At 53.3% G+C, this 19,659-nt stretch carries 20 protein-coding genes and 1 tRNA gene; 16 read left to right on the top strand and 5 right to left on the bottom strand.

Going from position 1 to position 19,659, the window contains the following annotated elements; translation table 11 throughout:
* Window positions 1-41: 41 nt before the first annotated feature.
* The 3 genes from MCACP_RS07190 to MCACP_RS07180 are packed head-to-tail and all read right to left on the bottom strand — an operon-like array spanning window position 42 to window position 3,062.
* A complete protein-coding gene (locus MCACP_RS07190; RefSeq protein ID WP_406676115.1) occupies window positions 42-2,030 on the bottom strand; it encodes a molybdopterin oxidoreductase family protein in 1,989 nt (662 codons plus the stop codon).
* 16 nt (window positions 2,031-2,046) lie between these two features.
* Complete coding sequence (locus MCACP_RS07185; RefSeq protein ID WP_406676114.1) at window positions 2,047-2,358, bottom strand: AzlD domain-containing protein; 312 nt, start codon at window positions 2,356-2,358, stop codon at window positions 2,047-2,049.
* Window positions 2,340-3,062 carry an AzlC family ABC transporter permease gene (locus MCACP_RS07180; RefSeq protein ID WP_406676113.1) on the bottom strand — a complete coding sequence of 241 codons (723 nt, stop codon included), beginning with the start codon at window positions 3,060-3,062 and terminating at the stop codon, window positions 2,340-2,342. The genes MCACP_RS07185 and MCACP_RS07180 overlap by 19 nt, the downstream gene beginning before the upstream one ends.
* 142 nt (window positions 3,063-3,204) lie before the next feature.
* Here MCACP_RS07180 and MCACP_RS07175 point away from each other — a divergent pair, with 142 nt between their 5' ends.
* From MCACP_RS07175 to MCACP_RS07150, 6 genes are all read left to right on the top strand, one after another.
* Window positions 3,205-3,495 (top strand): hypothetical protein, encoded by a 291-nt coding sequence (locus tag MCACP_RS07175; protein WP_406676112.1) that lies wholly within the window; start codon window positions 3,205-3,207, stop codon window positions 3,493-3,495.
* Window positions 3,496-3,514: 19 nt separating this feature from the next.
* Window positions 3,515-3,745: a hypothetical protein gene (locus MCACP_RS07170; RefSeq protein WP_273173764.1), complete on the top strand. Its 231-nt coding sequence runs from the start codon at window positions 3,515-3,517 to the stop codon at window positions 3,743-3,745.
* Between the two features lie 146 nt (window positions 3,746-3,891).
* Window positions 3,892-5,838, top strand: a complete 1,947-nt coding sequence (locus tag MCACP_RS07165) for a cell division protein FtsA (RefSeq protein ID WP_406676111.1) — start codon at window positions 3,892-3,894, stop codon at window positions 5,836-5,838.
* Between the two features lie 55 nt (window positions 5,839-5,893).
* Window positions 5,894-5,981 (top strand) — tRNA-Leu (locus MCACP_RS07160).
* Window positions 5,982-6,156: 175 nt separating this feature from the next.
* A complete protein-coding gene (locus tag MCACP_RS07155) occupies window positions 6,157-6,705 on the top strand; it encodes a chromate transporter (protein ID WP_406676110.1) in 549 nt (182 codons plus the stop codon).
* A gap of 30 nt (window positions 6,706-6,735) precedes the next feature.
* On the top strand, window positions 6,736-8,115 hold the full coding sequence (locus MCACP_RS07150; protein ID WP_406678634.1) for a DUF512 domain-containing protein: 1,380 nt from the start codon (window positions 6,736-6,738) through the stop codon (window positions 8,113-8,115).
* Window positions 8,116-8,157: 42 nt separating this feature from the next.
* On the opposite strand, the gene MCACP_RS07145 is transcribed toward MCACP_RS07150, so the two are convergent.
* A complete protein-coding gene (locus MCACP_RS07145) occupies window positions 8,158-8,295 on the bottom strand; it encodes a hypothetical protein (RefSeq protein ID WP_406678633.1) in 138 nt (45 codons plus the stop codon).
* A gap of 138 nt (window positions 8,296-8,433) precedes the next feature.
* On the opposite strand from MCACP_RS07145, the gene MCACP_RS07140 reads away from it, so the two are divergent.
* The 4 genes from MCACP_RS07140 to MCACP_RS07125 all read left to right on the top strand — a co-directional run bounded on the left by MCACP_RS07140 (window position 8,434) and on the right by MCACP_RS07125 (window position 12,344).
* Window positions 8,434-9,660, top strand: coding sequence for a 6-phosphofructokinase (locus MCACP_RS07140; protein WP_406678632.1), 1,227 nt, complete (start codon window positions 8,434-8,436; stop codon window positions 9,658-9,660).
* Window positions 9,661-9,679: 19 nt separating this feature from the next.
* The gene (locus MCACP_RS07135) at window positions 9,680-10,138 is read left to right on the top strand and encodes a QueT transporter family protein (RefSeq protein WP_406678631.1); all 459 of its coding nucleotides are present in this window, start codon (window positions 9,680-9,682) and stop codon (window positions 10,136-10,138) included.
* 45 nt (window positions 10,139-10,183) lie between these two features.
* A complete protein-coding gene (locus MCACP_RS07130) occupies window positions 10,184-10,954 on the top strand; it encodes an arginase family protein (protein WP_406678630.1) in 771 nt (256 codons plus the stop codon).
* Window positions 10,955-11,102: 148 nt separating this feature from the next.
* Window positions 11,103-12,344: a M48 family metallopeptidase gene (locus MCACP_RS07125; RefSeq protein WP_406678629.1), complete on the top strand. Its 1,242-nt coding sequence runs from the start codon at window positions 11,103-11,105 to the stop codon at window positions 12,342-12,344.
* A 217-nt stretch (window positions 12,345-12,561) separates the two neighbouring features.
* On the opposite strand, the gene MCACP_RS07120 is transcribed toward MCACP_RS07125, so the two are convergent.
* Window positions 12,562-14,118, bottom strand: a complete 1,557-nt coding sequence (locus MCACP_RS07120; RefSeq protein WP_406678628.1) for an acyl CoA:acetate/3-ketoacid CoA transferase — start codon at window positions 14,116-14,118, stop codon at window positions 12,562-12,564.
* Between the two features lie 535 nt (window positions 14,119-14,653).
* Here MCACP_RS07120 and MCACP_RS07115 point away from each other — a divergent pair.
* The 6 genes from MCACP_RS07115 (at window position 14,654) to MCACP_RS07090 (ending at window position 19,648) form a co-directional block, all read left to right on the top strand.
* A complete protein-coding gene (locus MCACP_RS07115) occupies window positions 14,654-15,073 on the top strand; it encodes a MaoC family dehydratase (protein WP_406678708.1) in 420 nt (139 codons plus the stop codon).
* 65 nt (window positions 15,074-15,138) lie between these two features.
* A complete protein-coding gene (locus MCACP_RS07110; RefSeq protein WP_406678627.1) occupies window positions 15,139-16,278 on the top strand; it encodes an acyl-CoA dehydrogenase in 1,140 nt (379 codons plus the stop codon).
* Between the two features lie 34 nt (window positions 16,279-16,312).
* Window positions 16,313-17,080: an electron transfer flavoprotein subunit beta/FixA family protein gene (locus MCACP_RS07105; protein ID WP_406678626.1), complete on the top strand. Its 768-nt coding sequence runs from the start codon at window positions 16,313-16,315 to the stop codon at window positions 17,078-17,080.
* 16 nt (window positions 17,081-17,096) lie between these two features.
* On the top strand, window positions 17,097-18,059 hold the full coding sequence (locus MCACP_RS07100; protein ID WP_406678625.1) for an electron transfer flavoprotein subunit alpha/FixB family protein: 963 nt from the start codon (window positions 17,097-17,099) through the stop codon (window positions 18,057-18,059).
* Window positions 18,060-18,071: 12 nt separating this feature from the next.
* Window positions 18,072-19,367, top strand: coding sequence for an FAD-dependent oxidoreductase (locus MCACP_RS07095; RefSeq protein ID WP_406678624.1), 1,296 nt, complete (start codon window positions 18,072-18,074; stop codon window positions 19,365-19,367).
* The gene (locus MCACP_RS07090) at window positions 19,364-19,648 is read left to right on the top strand and encodes a ferredoxin family protein (RefSeq protein ID WP_406678707.1); all 285 of its coding nucleotides are present in this window, start codon (window positions 19,364-19,366) and stop codon (window positions 19,646-19,648) included. The genes MCACP_RS07095 and MCACP_RS07090 overlap by 4 nt, the downstream gene beginning before the upstream one ends.
* Window positions 19,649-19,659: the final 11 nt, after the last annotated feature.

Raw genomic sequence — 19,659 nt, 5'->3', positions numbered from 1 at the left:
GCTGAAAATAAACCGGGCTTTGTTTTACGCGGGGCTGAAAATTATAACGGCCGGATATCGACCCGGTGGTCGTAAAAGGTGCTGCCTCCACCCAGGTCGGTTAAATCGTCGCCAATAACGCTGTTAATGTTGCGTCCGCCGGGGGAATGCCGGCACCACCAGACTCCGGGAGCCACGGCGACACCCGGAGGAACGTCGCTGCTGGCCCGCACTTTGAGGAGGCAGGAGCCGCGCTGGTTGTAAACCTCAGCCAGGGTGCCATCCACCAGGCCTTTTTTACGGCAGTCATCTGGGTTGACGAGAATCTGAGGGCCCCCTTCCCGTTCCCGCAGGGAAGGTAACTGCCCGAAATTGGAGTTGAGGGCAAAATGGGCCGGGGCCGTGAGGAGATGGAAAGGATAAAGTCTGTTCAGCTCATGATCGCCCGGCGGCTCGTATCCGGGTAGTTTGGCCCCGGCAGCCATAAGTTCGATTTTCCCGGAAAGGGTGGCAAATCCCTGGGGCGGTTTTAATTTTACAGCCCTGCCGGCGGCCAGGGCTTTCCTGTCTCCCTGCTCCACGGGAATCTCCTGGATTAAAAGCTCGACCATTTCCCTCTCGGAATGCCGGAAAATATCTTCGCTAAAGCCCAGGGCTTGGGCCAGGAGGCAAAAGGTCTGCCAGTTGCTCTTCGCCTGTCCCGGGGGTGGTAGTATCGCCGGGCTGCGCTGGAGGTAATAGTGGCCGTAGCTGCGGTAGAGATCTTCCTGTTCTATAGAAAAGGTCGCCGGCAGGATGATGTCGGCGTAGAGGGCCGTATCCGTCAGGAAGCGCTCGTGGACCACGGTAAAGAGATCCTCCCGCCTTAAACCCGCCAGGACGCGGTTCTGGTCGGGTGCCACTGTGGCTGGATTGCCGTGATAAACGTAAAGGCTCATCACCGGTGGCTCCAGCGCCTCTGTTAAAGCCCGGCCCAACCGGACCATATTTATCGCCCGCACCGGCCGCTGCCGCAGGTCCGGCCGGGTCAGGACATCCAGCTTGACAGCGCTGCCGGTGCCGGAACTCTGCAGGGCACCGCCCCCAGGCTTGCCATAGGCTCCCACCAGGGCCGGCAGGGAGGCAATGAGCCGGACGGCCATACCGCCCTGGCGGTGACGGGACAAGCCGTAGCCGATGCGGATAAAGGGCGCCCTGGCCCGGCCGTAGGCGCGGGCCAGGTTGATAATCGTTGCGGGTGGCACACCAGTGAGGGCGGCCACCTTTTCCGGAGGATAATCGGGCAGGACTTTAGCGCGAAGTTCCTCATAGCCGGAAACGTGGGCGGATATAAAGCCGCTATCGACCAGTCCTTCCGCCACCAGCACGTGCATGACGCCCAGAGCCAGGGCGGCATCGCTGCCCGGTCGAACCATGATGACCTCATCGGCCACGGCAGCCGTCCGGGTACGGTAAGCATCGATAACAATCAACCGGGCTCCCTTCTGCCGGGCCTGCTGCACCAAGGAGAGGAAATGGATGCTGGTAGAGGCCGGATTCATGCCCCAAATGATTACCAGGTCCGCGTTAACAACCGTCTCCGGATCGCTACCCCAGGTGTGGCCTAGAACCTGCTGCCAGCCGGCCTCGGCGGCTGGTGAGCAGATAGTCCGCTGGAGTTCAGAAGCTCCCAGACGGTGGAAAAAGGCATGGCCTGCATTGCGCTGGAGCAATCCCATGACGCCGGCATAGGAATAAGGGAGAATGGCTTCGGCACCATAGGTAGCTATAATTTCCTGCCAGCGCCTGGCGATGGTTTCCAGGGCTTCCGCCCAGGAAATGGGCGTAAAAAGGCCGCTTCCCTTAGGGCCGCTCCGCTTTAAAGGTGTCAGGACCCGTTCCGGGGAGTGAATTAGCTCTGGATAATGGCGCATTTTGGCGCAAGTATATCCCCTCGTGTAAGGGTGCTCCGGGTCGCCGCTGACTTTAGTCACCCGGCCGTCATTTACTTCAATGAGCAAGCCGCAGGCATCGGGGCAGTCGAGGGGACAAACGGAATGATAGGTAGCCATCAGTAAAGCCTTCCTTTCAGCGCTGTATCAGGACCATAGCTACCATACCGGTTAAAATGGTCAGAGCCATGCTGCGGGTCTTCAGGGCTACGAACCCCGTGGGGATAGCCGCCAGCAGGTAGGGGTTGGCGGCTAACGATAACTTGCCATCGGGTAACAGCAGTCCCGGCACCAGCAGGGCAGCCAGGACCGCCGCCGGGACATAGCTCAACCAGCGTAAAAAAACCTCCGGTAACCGGACCCGGCTTAAGACTACCAGGGGAAGCATCCGGGGCAAATAGGTTACCACGGCGGTACCGAGGATAATAATTAAAATTTGCTTGTCCATGGCTCTAAGATCACTCCCAGAGTGGCGGCTATGACCGTTGCCAGGATGATATTCCAGCTGCCGGGCCAGAGGAGGGCAAAAACTACCGAAAATAAGGCCGCCAGGGCAGCAACGATAATGGTCTTCTTATCCTTTAACTGCATGACAAGCAGGATGATGAACATGGCCGGCAGGGCAAAATTGAAGCCGAAGCGGGCCGGGTCCCCCATCAAATTACCCGCCAGCCCGCCCAGCAGCGAGGCCAGCACCCAGGAAAAATGGGCCGCCAGGTTGAGGCTGAAATGATAGGGAAGACTGGCCTCGTGGTCGCTGTAGTGATTGATGGCCACGGCAAAGGTCTCATCGGTGATTTCCGCTGCCAGCAGGGCCAGGGCCCCCGGCCGAAAACGCCGCAGATGAGGTACCAGGGAGGCGCTGAAAAGCAGGTGGCGTAAGTTTACCAGGAAGACAGTGAAAATAATGGCGGCCGCTGCCACGCCGCTACTAAACATGCTCACGGCAATAAACTGGCCGGAGCCGGCATAGAGCAGCACCGACATGAGTACTGTTTCCCAGAGGTTAAAGCCTGCTTCCCGTGCCAGGACACCGTAGGCAAAGCCCAGGGGTAAATAGCCGAGGACGATGGGCAGGGCCGCCCGGACACCCTGCCACATAAGGGGGGCAACCGCCACATTGCGGGGCACAATTTCATCCTGAGGTTGCATCGACAAATCGCCTCTCGGCAATGATTTTATAACACTTCTCCCGCTAGCGCAATGAGAAAAAACCTCCCGTTACCAATAACATCCCGGTAATAACCGTCATAGTCTATTACAGGAAAATCCCTTTTATGGAAGGAGTAATATCATGAACGGTTCTCATCATAAAACCAGGAGAGCCCTGGAAATCGACCTGGAAGAAATCAGGCTCATGGCTGAAGCAGCAGCGGCGGCGCCTTCCTTTGGTATCCGGCATACCCTGTTAAATCACATCCTTGGTGAAGTAGAGGAAGCCATGTTCTGGAACCATCACCTGGCCCATGTCATGGCCTACGAACCCCCCTATCAACCACCTTACCCGCCACCCTATAAACCGCCCCGGCCGCCTTACTACGATGACCCTGTCCCTTACAGTGAAAAACCTGAGGAAAAAAAGTAATCGGAAAGGAGAAGGAACTATGCACTGGCTGGATAAACTGCGCCAGGTCCTGCGCCTTGATGAGGAAGAGTTTAGCCTCTGGCCGGAAATAGCCGCCACAGCTCCGGACGGAGTCAAGCAAATAATTAACAGTATGCTGGAGCGAGAAAAGAAAGAAATGGATGATATCAGAAAGATACTACAGATGTACGGCGGTACGCCAGGCTATCCTGACCCCTATAGCGGCTTTGCCGAGGAAGGAAATAAATAGAGAGTGACAGTGACCCGGGTTTAAACATCCGGGTAAATTTTTGCTGTTTCCGGGCATGGCTGATTGCGACAGGAAAAGGCGACTTTTACCGGTGAAAAGGAGGATTTTATCCGGACAGGGCGAATTTTTGGGGAGGAGGTGCTGCCATGGCTGAAAGTCCGGTTTTTGCCCTGGACGTGGGGACCCGTAAAGTCGCGGGCCTGGTGCTGGTTCCCGGGAAAAAGGGTTACCACATCCGGGCGGCAGCAATAGTTGAACACCAGCAGCGCGCCATGCTGGACGGCCAGATCCATGATATTCCCCAGGTAGCCCTGGCCATCCAGGCGGTGAAAGAGCAACTGGAAAAAAAGTTACGTATGCCTTTAAAAGAAGCAGCGGTAGCCGCTGCCGGCCGGGCTCTAAAAACCGAGCGGGCCACCGCCGGTGAAGAAATATCGCCGGCTACGGAAATCAGCAGCCAGGATGTGCTGGCCCTGGAGGCCGCAGCCGTCCAGGAAGCCGAAAAACGTCTCCTGACGGCGGGCGAAAACCAGGCGGCTTACCATTGTGTCGGTTACAGTGTGGTGGGTTACAGTCTCGACGGCCATCCCATCGGCAACCTGGTTGGCCAGCGAGGCCGGCGCATCGCCACGGAAGTTATAGCTACTTTTTTGCCCAGGGTAGTGGTGGATTCCCTGGTAGCCTCCCTGCAAAGGGCTGGCCTCTCCATGGCTTCCCTTACCCTGGAACCCATTGCCGCCAGCGCCGTAGCCGTGCCGGCGGCCATGCGGGGATTAAACCTGGTCCTGGTAGATATCGGCGCCGGCACTTCCGACATAGCCATTACCGGCCAGGGTACCATTACAGGTTATGCTATGGTACCCTCAGCCGGGGATGAAATCACCGAAGCCCTGGCAGAGGCCCTCCTTTTGGACTTTCATACAGCTGAAGCAGTCAAGCGCCAGTTATTAAAAAATGACAGTATAACGTTTACCGATATTGTCGGGCAAAAACGCACCCTGCCGGCAACTGCCATTGTAGAAGTTATTAAACCGGCGGTAGTCGAGCTGGCCCGGCAGATTGCCAACCAGATTATCCTGCTCAACGGCCGCGCCCCCCAGGCCGTCTTGCTGGTAGGGGGCGGTAGCCTCACGCCGGGACTCCCTGAGGCCCTGGCCGGCCAGCTGGAAATACCGCCGGACAGGGTGGCCGTACGCGGCCGGGAAGTTTTAAATGGCATCAGCGGGGCGAAAAATTTGCATGGCCCCCAGGCCATTACTCCCATTGGAATTGCCATTACAGCTTTAAAGCAGGAAGGCCTGGGACTGGCCCGGGTTATTGTCAACGGCCGGCCGGTACATTTCCTGGCCGGGCAGCAGGTGACTGTGACTCAGGCCCTGCTGGCGGCCGGCATCCCGGCACGAACCCTTTATGGCCGGCCGGGCAAAGGCCTGGGGGTGGAGGTCAACGGGCGTCTAACATTTCTCCGGGGTCAACCCGGGCAGCCTGGAACCGTCCTGATAAATAATTCTCCTGCCACCCTGGATGCTACCGTAAGGCCCGGAGATGAAATCCAGGTGATCCCGGGCCGGGATGGTGCCGACGCCTGCGGAACTGTAGGCGACCTGGTGCCGGAACTTGCTCCCATAACCATAACATTTAACGGGCGCCAGGTCACCCTGGAACCTCTGATTATAATGAACGACAACCAGGTGGATTACAATACTCCACTGGAAGATAAAGCCCGCATAACCTATGAACCCTTAGATACGGTGGCCCATGTGCTGACCAGATTGGGGGAGCCCCTGGAAGGTACTATTCTTTTAAACGGCCAGCCGGTCCGGCCCGAAGCTCCCATCAAAGATGGCGACAACCTGGTCACAGGGGTAGAGGCTGCCGGTCAGGTTATAACTATCATCTTAAACGGCCGCCCGCTCACCCTCAAAGTCCAGGCAGCCGAAGTGTTATTTACCGATATTTTTAACTACCTGGATTTCCCCTCAACACCGCCACCGGGCCGGAAAAGACTCGTTATGGAGGTTAACGGCCGTCCGGCCGAATTTACAACTCCTCTGGCCGCAGGAGATCAGGTTACTTTACGTTGGGACCCTTGACAGGTAGCCGGCAGGCTGCTATAATTAAACTTGCTCCGAGCGGGAGCGACTGCGAGCGGCAGTGGCGGAATTGGCAGACGCGCTAGATTCAGGTTCTAGTCCTGATCTACAGGGTGGGGGTTCAAGTCCCTTCTGCCGCACCACTGTTAGGAGCGAGGCCTTTGACATCTGCGTCAAGGGCCTTGCTTTTTTATTTAAAAATTGGTCATGGTATTTGGGTAATAAAAAAGGAGTTTCCCTTAAATAGTAGAAATATAAAGGTACTTATTTCGATCCAGATCGACACTTTAACGGATGAAAGGGTGCAGGAGAACCTGAATGCTGAAGACGCTGGTGGATCTTTTTATAGGCTTCAGCCGGGCGACCTTGCTCGGCTACGGTGGCGGACCGGCCATTGTACCTCTTTATGAGCACGAGGCAGTTGATGTTTACCGCTGGGTAACCCAGGAAGAGTTCGGCCAGGTACTGGCCTTTAGTAATGCCCTCCCGGGTCCTGTTGCTACCAAGATAACCATGCTCATCGGCTATAAGGTAGCTGGCTGGCTGGGCGCTGCCGTCGCTTTAATCGCCGTAGCCATCCCTGTATTTATAATCTTGATCGGTTTTTTCGCCTTTCTGGAGAAATTCAAAGATAGCCCCTTTATCAAGGGTATGGTTGCTGGCATCCGGCCTGTAGTTTTCGTGATGCTGGCCATGCTGGCCTGGGACTTTGCCAAATATGCCTTTGTGCCCAAAGACACGGGCCCCTTCAGCTGGCTCCCCTTTGGCATTGCGGCTGCTTACTTTATCCTAGTCCATTATCTAAATATAAGCCCCCTTTTAGGTGTAGTTGCCTCTTTAATTCTCGGAGGGATTTTCCTGCGATGAAGGAGAGATTTATTACTGCGCCGGTCATCCATGGATAGCTTTCAGCTGGCCGTTCTGACGGCCGCCCGGTATAATATCCTGCCGCTGACTTCCAGTTGCAATTTACGCTGCCTCTTCTGCAGCCACCGCCAGAATCCTCCGGGAGTGGAAACGCGGTACCTGCCTCCTCTAAAGCCGGAGCAGGTTGACACCCTCCTGGACTTTCTGGACGGCAGCCGCAAAATTGTCATTGGCGAATCGGCCACCCGCCTTATCGAAGGGGAACCCATGACCCATCCGGATTTTCTAGCGATCCTGGCCAGAGTGCGGCGGCGTTTTACTGCAACTGCCCTGGAAATTACTACTAATGGCACTTTTTTGACCCGGGAACTGGCCAGGGCCCTGGCTGATTTGGGACCCCTGGAAATAAACCTTTCCCTCAATAGCGCCAGCCCGGCAGGTCGGCTCAAGCTCATGGGTGACAAAAAACCGACTACGGCCCTTGAGGCCCCTTTAACCTTAAAGCAGGCCGGCATTACCTACCACGGTAGCCTGGTGGCCCTTCCCTGGATTATAGGCTGGTCGGATGTCCGGGAGACAATCCTTTACCTGTCTCGTTCGGGGGCCAGGACCATTCGCATCTTTTTGCCCGGCTACACCCGGCTGGCGCCGCCGGAATTGCGTTTCCCAGAAAATTTACGGCAACAAATAGAAGCAGAATTGGAGGTTCTCCGTCAGCAAACGGACGTCCCTTTGCTGCTGGAACCCCTGTGCTTAAATAATCTTACGCCGGTAGTAGAAGGGGTTATCCCCGGAACCCCGGCTGACCGGGCCGGCCTCAGAAGGGGCGATATTATCCTGGCAGTTGACGGACAAAAACCGCGTTCCCGGGTAGAAGCCTATCGCCTCATTGCCAAACCCGGAAAACGGCATTTAGTGGTCCAGCGGCAAGAAAATACCGGTTCCGGTCCATATACCTCCTCTACCGGGTGTAAAAAACAAAGGCGTTCCCTTAACTTGCTGGTGACAGAGGACGGGAGCGGCCTTACCTTTAGCTGGGATTTTGACCCCGACATTCTCCAGGAAGTTGAGCAGGCCTGCCGGCGTCACCATGCCCGGCGGGTGCTGATTATGACTTCTGAACTGGCCGGTAAGGTGATAAAGGAAGCCGTGGCCTGGCTCCCCTGGGAACTGGAGGTAATAACTGCTCCCAGCCAATTTTTCGGCGGCACTATCGCCTGTGCCGGCTTATTAACCTTACGGGATTTTAAGATAGCCTGGCAGGAGTGGTCAAAGAAAAATTCCACCCCCGTTGATCTTATTATCTTGCCTGGCATCGCTTTTGACTACCGGGGCTTTGATCTGACGGGTCAACATTACCTTGACCTGGTGGCGGCTACCGGTGTGCCGGTAGAGCTGGTGGGCAATTAGTTATAAAAAAGCCCCGCGGACAGCGGGGTTTACTTTTAAACCCTAATTATCTCCAAAGAAGAGAAGGATCAAGATCAGGAACAGGATAATGACAAAGCTGCCACCAGGGAAATTAAATCCCAGGCTACCATCCTGTGCACTTTTCTTCGGTCCAAATAAGCTGCCGCCTTCTTCAGCCATTGGTTACACCTCCAAATACCTTCAGTCTAATTTAGCTTATTCCGCAGGACCTCAAAATGTCACTCCCTATAGTCAGGATAGCAGGCCGGGATTATAATATAAAAAGTAACCGTTATTCGGGAGAGGAGGAAAATCCCTTTGCTAAAAGGGAACTGTGTCATCGCCCAGTCGGGCGGCCCTACGGCTGTGATCAATAACAGCCTGGCCGGAGCCGTCGAAGCAGCTTATCGCAGTGAAGCCATTGGTGAAATTTATGGTGCCCGTAACGGCATCATGGGTATTTTAGCAGAGAATTTTATTGATTTACGCCGGGAAGATGCGTCTACCATTCAAGGCCTGCGTTTCACCCCGGGAGCAGCCCTCGGCTCCTGCCGTTACCAGTTAAAGAAGAAAGAAGACTACGATAAGCTCCTGGCTGTCTTTCGCAAATTTGATATCCGGTATTTTTTCTACATTGGCGGCAATGACTCTATGGATACGGCCCATAAAGTCAACCAGCTGGCGCAGGAAGAAGGGTATGAGCTCCGGGTAATCGGCATCCCCAAAACCATCGACAACGACCTGCCCCTGACGGATCACTGTCCAGGTTATGGTAGCGCCGCCAAATACATGGCTACCATCGTCCTGGAGATGGGGATCGATATTAAAAGCATCGTCACCTCTACCAAAGTAGCTATTGTAGAAGCCATGGGTCGCAATACCGGCTGGCTGGCGGCAGCTACGGCCCTGGCCCGGCGTGCACCAGGAGAAGCTCCCCATTTAATCTACCTGCCGGAGGTAGCCTTTGACCTTGAGACTTTTATGGCCGATGTGGAAAAAGCCTACCGCCAATACGGCACGGTTCTGGTAGTTGTTTCCGAAGGCCTGGTTGATAAAAATGGGAACTATATATTTAATGACACCGCTACTGTAGATGTTTTCGGCCACCAGCGCCTGGGGGGTGTTGGTCAGTTCCTTCTTAATAAAATTGAAGCCGAACTAAAAATCAAAGGCCGCTTCATCCTTCCGGCCACCACCCAGCGCAGTGCCATGCACCTGGCCTCCCGGACCGATGCCGAAGAAGCCTATAACGTAGGTCGGGTAGCTGTTGAGGAGGCTCTGCGGGGAGCCAGCGGCCATATGGTAGCCATCAAGCGCCTGGAAGGGAAAGAGTACCGGTGTACGTATGAACTGGTAAAACTGGATGAGGTGGCCAACCGGGAGAAAAAGGTGCCGAGGGCCTGGATAAATGAGGCAGGAAACGACGTCACTATGGACTTTATCAACTACGCCCGGCCTTTGATTCTAGGTGAAGTTAAAATACCTTACCATAACGGATTGCCTGCTTATGTAAACCTGGCCCAATATCCAGTCTTTGACCGGTAAAAATGCCAAATTGAGGAGGATGCTAGTGACTGCCAGGAGGATTGCCCGCGGAGCCATTATTGCTGCCCTTTACGCAGTAGTAACGATTATCCTCAAGCCCATTAGTTTCGGTTATCTCCAGGTACGGGTAGCCGAAGCTTTAACCCTTTTACCGATCCTTTACCCGGAAGCGATCCCGGGGCTCTTTCTCGGCTGCCTGATAAGCAATATTTACGGCGGCCTTGGCCCCATAGACATTGTCCTGGGCAGCCTGACCACCCTGGCAGCCGCCTGGTTGACCTATATCTGGCGGCAGAGCCGCCTCGCTTACCTTCCACCCATCATCTTGAATGGCCTTATAGTTGGGGCTTACCTGTCATATTTACTACATGTTAATATTTACCTTGCCGTAATTACCGTCGCCTTAGGGGAAGCCATCGCCGTACTGCTTCTCGGCATCCCCCTGGTAAAACAGCTACGGAAATTAAATCCACAATAACTTTAGGCCCCAAGTACAATAAAAAGCCGAGGTGATAACCTTTTTATGTTTATAGGATCTAAGGTTATTACCTTGCTGAATTTCGATGATACTTTAACCCGACAGGAAGAATTGCGGCGTTTTCCCTATGAATTAATCGATCTGCGGGACATCAAGGGTACCAGGTTGTATTGCGGCCAGGAGGCCCTGGCCCAGGTCGCCGCCAGGCTGGGAAAGGGAAAGAGGGGCATTACCTTTATCGGTAGCGGGGATTTTCACTATGTATCTTATCTTCTCGCGGCGTCCATAGCCTGCCCCTTTACGTTAATCCTTTTTGATCACCATATCGACCTGCAACAGGCCCCCCAGGGGGTGGCTATTTCTTGCGGTTCCTGGGTCGCCAGGGCTCTGGAGCTGCCAACTTTGCAAAAAGCCATTATTATCGGCCCCCGGCCAGTAAGCCTGCAGGGCATTGCTCCCCATTACCTGGCCAAGTTGGTTTACCTCCCCTGCGCCCGGTTATCCATGATCCGGCAGGCATTAAAGAAAACCGCCGGGACGGTTTATATCAGCATCGATAAAGATGTGTTAAGCCCGCAGGAGGCGATCACCAACTGGGAACAGGGGTCAATGACCCTTGGGGAGCTTTTACCTGCACTGCGGGAAATTACACGGCAGAAAAATGTGGCCGGGGCCGACGTCTGTGGCGAACCCTACCTGCACCCCCTAGACTATTTGCGTCCTGCCGGCCAGGAAGCCATCCGCAAAAACGCCCGCGCCAATATTATGATCCTGCAGACCCTGTTGTCAGCCCACAGCTATAAAAAGGCGTCTTGAACGGCCGGCCGCTGTTGATATGCAACCCTGTAGCCTCAGGGGTCAGAGGTAAGCCGGCTCCCTTTACTAAAAATTTAAGCGGGAGAATAGAGCCGCCCGGGACGAATAAAATAGCATCGAGGGCAGGTGGTAGAGGGGGGGCAATTTAATGACGGCTAAAGCCGGCATAGTTTGGACCATCCTTTTAATACTGGCAGGCGTTTTGAGCCTCGCCTTTATCTTTTTCACCCTCTTTCCGGGTAAAGTGCCGGCTGCCGCCTGGCAGTATTTCACCCCGGCCGAGGTGGAAAAGGCGCGGCATTACCAGCAGACCATGCGCCTGGTAAGTATCCTGGCCTTCCTGGCCCAGATAACCTTCCTGGTCTGGCTGGTCGCCAGTACCCGGGCAGCCGCCTGGTCGGATGGAGCTTTACGCGTCACCGGCGGGCGCTATTATCCGGCCCTGGTAATCTATTTCGTCCTTATCTGGTTGCTGGTAAAGGCAGTGGCTTTACCCTTTAATTTTTACGGCAGTTTTATCGTCCAGCACCAGTGGGGGTTCTCCACCCAAACCCTAACTTCCTGGTGGCTGGATTACCTCAAGGGTGGCGTCCTCGATCTGATCCTTTCCGGAGCCGGGGTGCTCCTCCTTTTCTGGGCTACCGGGCGCTGGCCCCATACCTGGTGGGCCGCCGCCGGCCTCTTCCTGTCCGGCTGGCTTTTTATCTCCGCCTTCCTCTGGCCGCTTCTAGTCGCCCCTCTTTTTAACCGTTTCCAGCCAATCCCAGAAGGCCCGGTTAAAACTATGGTTACACAACTGGCCGGCCGCGCCGGGTTGAAAGTTAAGGAAGTGCTAGTAATGGATGCCAGCAGCCGGACCACCAAGGCCAATGCCTATTTCACCGGCCTGGGAACTACCAAACGCATTGTTCTTTATGATACCTTGCTGGCCGATTATCCCCTTGATGAAGTAGAAGCCGTAATCGCCCACGAAATGGCCCACTGGCAGCGCGGCCATATTCTCCGGGGATTGCTGTGGGGTATCCTGGCTAATTTCTTGCTTCTGGGATTGTTATATGCTGTCCTGAAACTAACCTTTACCTACGAAATAGCCCGGCCGGGGCCGTACCCTCCCCACCTCCTGGTTGCCATGCTCCTTTTCCTCCAGCTGGTGTCCTTCCTGGGCCAACCGGTGCCGAACGCCATCTCCCGCCGTTATGAAACGGAAGCCGACCGGGTGGCCCTGGAGCTTACCGGTAACCCCGGGGCCATGATCAGGTTGCAGGTGGACCTGGCCCGGAAGAACCTGGGCGACATAGCCCCGCCGCCCTTTATCGCATGGCTCACCGCATCTCACCCTTCGCCTCTGGAAAGAATCCAGAATGCAGAGAAGTGGGGGGCAACACGATAATCCCTATACCCTCGCGGGCAGTAAAAGCCGCAAGCCGGGCGACAGCATGATTGAAGCCGGCATCCTGGACGGCGACTAAATCATCGTCCCGCCGCAGGACACCGCCAGTTCGGCTGTCTCACCTGGCTTTGCTTTTGTCCGCTTACGATGCATAGTTTTTTATAGGTGAAAGGAGGGAGCCAGCCGCTCCCTCCTACACGATAACTCTAGTTTCTCCCTAGGCAGGCACCTTTAACCCCATGGGCGTACTAAGGAAGATCTTATAGTCCATGGTGTGTAACGAGGGTGAAATAATTGGCTTAAATCCCATTTGTTGCAGCACGTCGCGTTCGAGATCAACTCCCGGGGCAATTTCTGTCAATACGACACCCGCAGGAGCCAGCTCAAAGACTGCCCTTTCAGTAATGTACAACACTTTCTGGCCCTGCTGATGCGCATATTCACCGCTAAAAGTGATTTGTTCAACTTCAGGTACCAATTTGGCAAATTTACCTTCCTGAATAATATTGAGTTTCCCGTTTTCAATACTAATTTTTAAGCCCCCTGCTTTGAAGGTACCACAGAAGATTACTTTTTTAGCGTTTTGGGTAATGTCGATAAAGCCGCCGCAACCTGCGATGCGAGGACCAAATTTGCTGACATTAACATTGCCTTTGCTGTCCATCTGGGCCATCCCAAGGAAGGCTATATCAACCCCGCCACCATCATAAAAATCGAACTGGTAAGGTTGGTCTAAAATGCAATAAGGGTTAGTGGCAGCTCCGAAACTCAAACCACCAGCAGGAACACCGCCGATAGGACCGGCCTCGACGGTCAGGGTCATATAATGGCTAATACCTTCTTCCGTAGCGACAGCAGCAATTACCTCTGGGATGCCAATTCCCAGATTGACAACAGTATTAGGGGCAAGTTCAAATATCGCCCTCCGGGCTATGATTTTGCGCTCATCCAGAGGAGCTGGGCTGAGCTGAGTTAAAGGCTGGTAGATTTCGCCGACATAGGCGGGGTTATAGCTCTCACCAAAGGTCTGTTGATGGTTTTCCGGGCTGGCAACAACAACTACATCGACCAGGATACCAGGGACTTTAACCAAGCGGGGATCGAGGCTTCCGGCAGCAACAACACGTTCTACTTGGGCAATGACAATACCACCGCTGTTATGGGCTGCCTGGGCCATGGAGAGAACCTCTAAACTATTAGCTTCCTTTTCCAGGCTGAGGTTGCCAAGCTCATCAGCGCTGGTTGCCCGGATTAAAGCTACATTAATAGGCATAGCTGGATAGAAAAGCCTTTCCTTCCCACCAATGGTAATTACTTCGACCAGATCCGCCTTGGTCACCATATTCAACTTGCCGCCCTCAACCCTGGGGTCGACGAAGGTCTTCAAGCCCACATGGGTAATTACGCCAGGCCTTCCAGCGGCTATTTCCCGAAATAATTGGGAAATAACGCCCTGCGGTAAATTGTAGGCCTCGATCTTGTTGTCAACGGCAAGTTTGACCATTTTAGGGGCCAGGTTCCAGTGACCACCAATAACTCTTTTTATTAGCCCTTCGTGGGCCAGGTGATTGAGGCCCCTTTCGCTCCCATCACCTTGCCCAGCAGCATAAATAAGGGTCAAATTTTGGGGCTTACCCGTTTCAAGGAACCTTTTTTCCAGGGCAATGGCCAATTCTTCCGGAAAAAGGTTGCCCACAAAACCTTCCGTGGCAATGACATCACCCTCCTGGATAAGTTTTACCGCCTCGGCTGCTGTCATAAATTTTGGTGCCATTTTAATTAACTCCTTTCATTGAAATAAATGGTATTTTCGTATAATGATTTCTAATGCTTTAAAATAGCCAGCAAGGATTCGTAGAGGCTTAGATTGCACTCTTTTCTGGTAGCATGGGTTTATGTTTCATCTACATCCGCTATAGGCCTTCACTATTCCAAAAGTTAAAGCAAGAAACGTGCCATCTATTGAAAAAAGTTGTAAAATGCCCTTAGGGGTCTTCTTGTTTTTGGTAGAGTAAATATATGGCAGGTAAAAATTCCTGAGATAAAAGGGATTTAATACTTTATGGATAGTGTTTGGTTATAGGACATTGTTTTAAAAAGAATCATGTGAAAGTTACCCCTTGATTTTTGACGAAGAAATAATAATTTCTCAGATAATCAATGTCCTAATCCTGAACACTAAGAGAGATAAAAGGAACTTAAAATCCCTCCAACTGCGGATCTTTAAGTTGGTATGGATTTTGCAAAGGAAAAACTATGAAAGCGTCGTTGACGCTGTTTCTCAAAAAATAGTTGGAGGTGGACAAGATATGATTAATCGTAGGTATGAGGAGATCCAAGTTGGGGATAAGGCTACCTTTAGTAAAACGGTGACCGAAGCAGACGTTTATGGTTTTGCCGGAATAACGGGGGATTTTAACCCGGTCCACGTTGATGCTGAATTTGCTAAAAACAGTCTTTTTAAAGAGCGCGTAGCACACGGGATTTTGACAGCCGGTTTCATTTCAGCGGTTCTGGGCACCCAATTACCGGGTATTAACACTATATATCTTAAACAAGAATTAGAATTTACAGCGCCGGTAAAGATCGGTGACACCGTTACAGCCGAAGCGGAGGTATTATCAAAGCGCGACGATAAAAAGCTGATTACTTTGAAGACCACTGTCACTAACCAGCGGGGAGAAGTAGTTGTAAAGGGGCAGGCACTGGTCAAAAAAGTTGATCCTTAAATTATACATTTATTACCAAAAAATGGGTTACCAAAAATATTAAAAAATAGAAAGGAGATACCATTATGGATTTCAAACTAACGGAAGAACAGGAACTGTTACGGAAAAGCGTGCGGGAGTTCGCCGAGCAATATTTGGAACCAATTGCCGGTGAGCTTGATGAAGAGAGCCGCTATCCGGCCGAAATTGTGGCGAAATTAGCGGAAATGGATTGGATGGGCATCCCGTACCCCCAGGAATACGGCGGCGCCGGTGCCGACTATCTAAGCTATGTCATTACCGTAGAAGAAATATCCCGTTCTTGCGCCTCGACGGGAGTGATTCTTTCGGCCCACACTTCCTTAGCCTGCGGTCCCATTTATCAGTACGGTACCGAAGAGCAAAAGCAAAAATATCTGGTGCCCTTGTGCAAAGGGGAAAAACTGGGCGCCTTCTGCCTGACGGAACCTGGAGCCGGGACCGATGCAGGAGCAGGTACTACGACGGCAGTGTTGGACGGTAACGAATATGTCATCAACGGTACCAAAACCTTTATCACCAACGGTCCCGTAGCCGATATCTTCATCGTATTTGCCAAGACTGACAAAACCAAGGGAACCAGGGGAATAAGTGCCTTTATCGTACCCAAAGATGCCCCGGGATTAAAAGTCGGTAAACACGAAAATAAAATGGGTATCCGCGCCTCCCAGACATCAGAGATTATTTTCAAAGATTGCCGTATTCCCAAGGAGAACCTTCTCGGGGAAGAAGGTAAAGGTTTCCGGATTGCCATGGAGACGTTAGATGGCGGCCGAATTGGCATTGCTGCCCAGGCTCTCGGCATTGCGCAAGCGGCTTTAGACGAAGCAATTAAATACTCGAAAGAAAGGGTTCAGTTTGGCAAGCCTATTTGCAGCAACCAGGCCATTCAGTGGATGATAGCCAATATGGCTACAGATATCCAGGCGGCGCGCTTTTTGACTTATTACGCGGCCTGGTGCAAGGACAACGGCCTCCCTTACACCAAAGAAGCGGCCATGGCCAAGCTCTTTGCGGCGGAAACAGCCTCACGCCATACTTCCAAAGCCGTACAAATTCACGGTGGCTACGGCTATATCAAAGGATACAAGGTTGAGCGCCTGATGCGCGATGCCAAGATAACGGAGATTTACGAAGGCACGTCGGAAGTGCAAAGAATGGTTATTGCCGGCAATCTGCTCCGTTAACAAGTCAATCGAAAAAGCAAAGGAGAATCATGACATGCCACGGATTGTCTCCTGTTTCAAATGGGTAAAAGATGAAGCGGACATTAAGGTAGCTCCTAATTCCCGCGAACTCGTCCTTGACCGGGTAGGTTATAAAATCAGCGATTATGATCGCAATGCCATTGAAGAAGCGATGCGGCTGCAAGAGCGATACGGCGGCAGTGTCGTTGCTGTGACGGTGGGACCGCCGGCGGCCAAGCAGAGCTTAAAAGACGCCCTTTCCCGGGGCCCGGAAAAAGCCTATTTCATCAATGATCCCGGTTTCACCGAACTAGAGCCGTCGCAAACAGCCGCTATCCTGGCTGCAGCCATTAAGGGTCATATTGAATACGACCTGATCATCTGTGCCGAAGGTTCGAGCGATCTTTACGCCCAGCAGGTAGGGCCGCGCCTGGCAGAACTCCTCGGCATCCCGTGTGCCACCTACGTAAACAAGCTGGCACTGGAAAACAATCAAATTATCGCCGAACGCAAGCTGGACGACGGTGTAGAAGTAGTGAGCATGCCAATGCCGGCGCTGGTGACCGTCCTGCCGGAAATAAATACGCCCAGGTTACCGAGCCTCAAACAGGTACTCGGCGCCGCCAAAAAACCGGTAGCGAATATAGGGCTTGCCGATATCGGACAGCTTAAAGAACCCTGCTTGAAAACAACAAGTGTTCTAGCAGCAACAATGGAAAGGCGCCGGGAGAAATACGGAGCTGAAATCGAGGACATCCGCAAAGTTGTTGATGCTCTGATCAAAGAAGGCGTACTTGTTTAAAGGAGTGGTAATTTAAATGTCTGGAGTATGGGTATTCGCCGAAAGACGGGAACAAACACTGGAGCTATTAAACATCGGCCGGTCCCTGGCCGATGAACTGGGGACTGCACTCGTGGCTTTTGCCACCGGGGGAGAACAGGCGGCTAAAGACTATATTAAACACGGGGCGGATGAGGTGTTTAGCCTCTCCCCCCTGGCTGAAGACCAGCCCCTGGAAGCATATGTGCCGGTGATGGTCGAGGCGGCCCGCAGAGAAGACCCGGATATCTTTCTTATCTGTGCCACCCGGCGCGGGAAAGAAATGGCGGCGCGCATAGCGGCGCAGTTAAACACCGGCCTGGGGAGCGAATGCAACTCTCTGAAGCTGGATAAAGAAAACAAATCTTTAATAATGGAACGCATGATGTTTGGCGGAGCAGCAGTCCAGACCATAGTATGCACGACACGGCCTCAGATGGCAACCATACCGCCGCGTACTTTTGAACAGGCAGCAGCCCAGGAGGGTAGGGAGGGCAAGATAACTGAGTTACCTGCTCCTGGCGCCAGTGCCGTAAAAGTAATCGACCGTAAGCCCAAGGTAAAGGAAGCAGTAGATATAACGGAGGCCAACGTCATTGTAGCAGTTGGGCGGGGACTGGAAAAACAGGAGGATCTCCGTCTGGTGCAGGAACTGGCCGGAGCCGTGGGGGGCGAAATCGGCTGCTCCAGGCCCATCGCCGAAGAACTGCACTGGCTGCCGGAAGACAGGTACCTGGGTATATCGGGGCAAAAAGTAAAGCCGGCACTCTATATTGGGCTCGGAATATCCGGACAGATCCAGCACGTAAGCGGCATCCGCGACGCCAAGGTTATCGTCGCCGTTAACCGCGATGAGAACGCTCCCATATTTGAAGCAGCAGATTATGGCATAGTCGGCGATCTATATGACGTTGTCCCGAAACTCACCGCGGAGCTAAAAAAGGCTCTAAAAAATAGTTAGAGTGGTGTGAGCATGGCGGAAGAAAAATTCACGGCGATTATAATCGGCGCCGGTCCGGCGGGGAGCACAGCCGCCTATTTACTGGCCCAAGCAGGTCTAGAGGTGCTCCTCATCGAAAAGGGGCCGACACCAGGCAGCAAGAATATGTTTGGCGGCCGGATGTATAGTCATGCCCTTAACCGGATTATACCCAATTTTTGGGAGGAAGCCCCTGTCGAAAGGCCGGTAGTGCGAGAAGTAATCACCTTTATGACCGAAGATAAAAGCGTGTCGCTAGTATGCCAGGACGAAAAATGGGCCAACCAACCTTATCACTCTTTTACCCTTCTGCGGGCGGAGTTTGATGCCTGGCTGGCTTCGAAGGCGGAGGAAGCCGGCGCTCTCCTGGCCTGCGGCGTCCGGGTCGACGATCTCCTGATAGACAACGGCCGGGTAGTAGGTGTTCGGGCCGGAGAAGACGAAATGCTGGCCGATGTAGTTATTGCTGCCGACGGCGTCAACTCCCTTATGGCCCAAAAAGCCGGTTTGCGAAAAGAGCTTGAACCCCGCCAGGTAGCCACAGGAGTAAAAGAAGTCATTGAATTACCTCCCGAGATCATCAGCCAGCGTTTCCAGGTCAGCGGTAACAATGGTGTCGCCCAACTTTTTGTCGGCAGCTGTACCAAGGGGATGCAGGGCGGCGGTTTCCTGTACACCAACAAAAACAGCATTTCCCTGGGACTGGTAGTTAAAGGGGCGGCATTGCAACGGAGCAGTTACAGGCTGGTAGATATGATGGAAGATTTCAAAGCCCATCCCCATATTGCGCCTTTGGTGGAAGGTGGCCAGGTGGTAGAGTATTCAGCCCACCTGGTACCCGAAGCCGGCCTGGAAATGATGCCCCGGCTTTACGGCGACGGCATCCTGGTAACAGGGGATGCAGCCGGATTTGTCCTCAACCTAGGTTACCAGGTCAGGGGCATGGATTTTGCCATCGCCTCCGGGGAAGCTGCGGCCAAGGCAGTTAAAGAAGCCAAAGCCAGGAACGACTTCTCCCAGCAGACACTGCGCCTTTACGAGGACTTCCTCAAACAAAGCTTTGTCTTAAGGGATATGGAGGCCTACCGGCAAGCACCCCATTTCCTTGAAAATGAGCGGCTTTTCGGGGCCTATCCTGACCTGGCCACCGGGCTGGTAAGCAAAATGTTTACAGTAGATGGTACAGCACCGGTACACCTGTTAAATAAATTCATGGGCCAGCTCAAAGAGAGCCGGATTGGCTGGCTGCAGCTTGCCGGAGACGCCTTGAAAGGGGGTAGGACCCTCTGAAACGGTTAAGCAGTGAACAATTGCTGGGGATCAATAAGTTCGCGGTAGATGACGAAGAGGCCCATATTGTTCTCAACAAAGAGGTTTGTTCTTCCTGTAAAAGCAAGCCCTGCACCTTTGCCTGCCCGGCTGGCCTTTACACTTTAAAAGATGGGGAAATAAGCTTTGATTATGCAGGCTGCCTTGAGTGTGGTACCTGCCGGGTTATCTGTCCCCAGGCCGGGGCTATTAGCTGGCAATATCCGCGGGGCGGGTTTGGTATCATTTTCCGCTATGGGTAAAGGGTTAGAGG

This window comes from Neomoorella carbonis, from assembly GCF_045278715.1.
Classification (GTDB): Bacteria; Bacillota; DSM-521; order Neomoorellales; family Neomoorellaceae; genus Neomoorella; species Neomoorella carbonis.
Note: the sequence above shows the minus strand (reverse complement) of the source record. Positions and strands in the feature narration are given on the sequence as shown.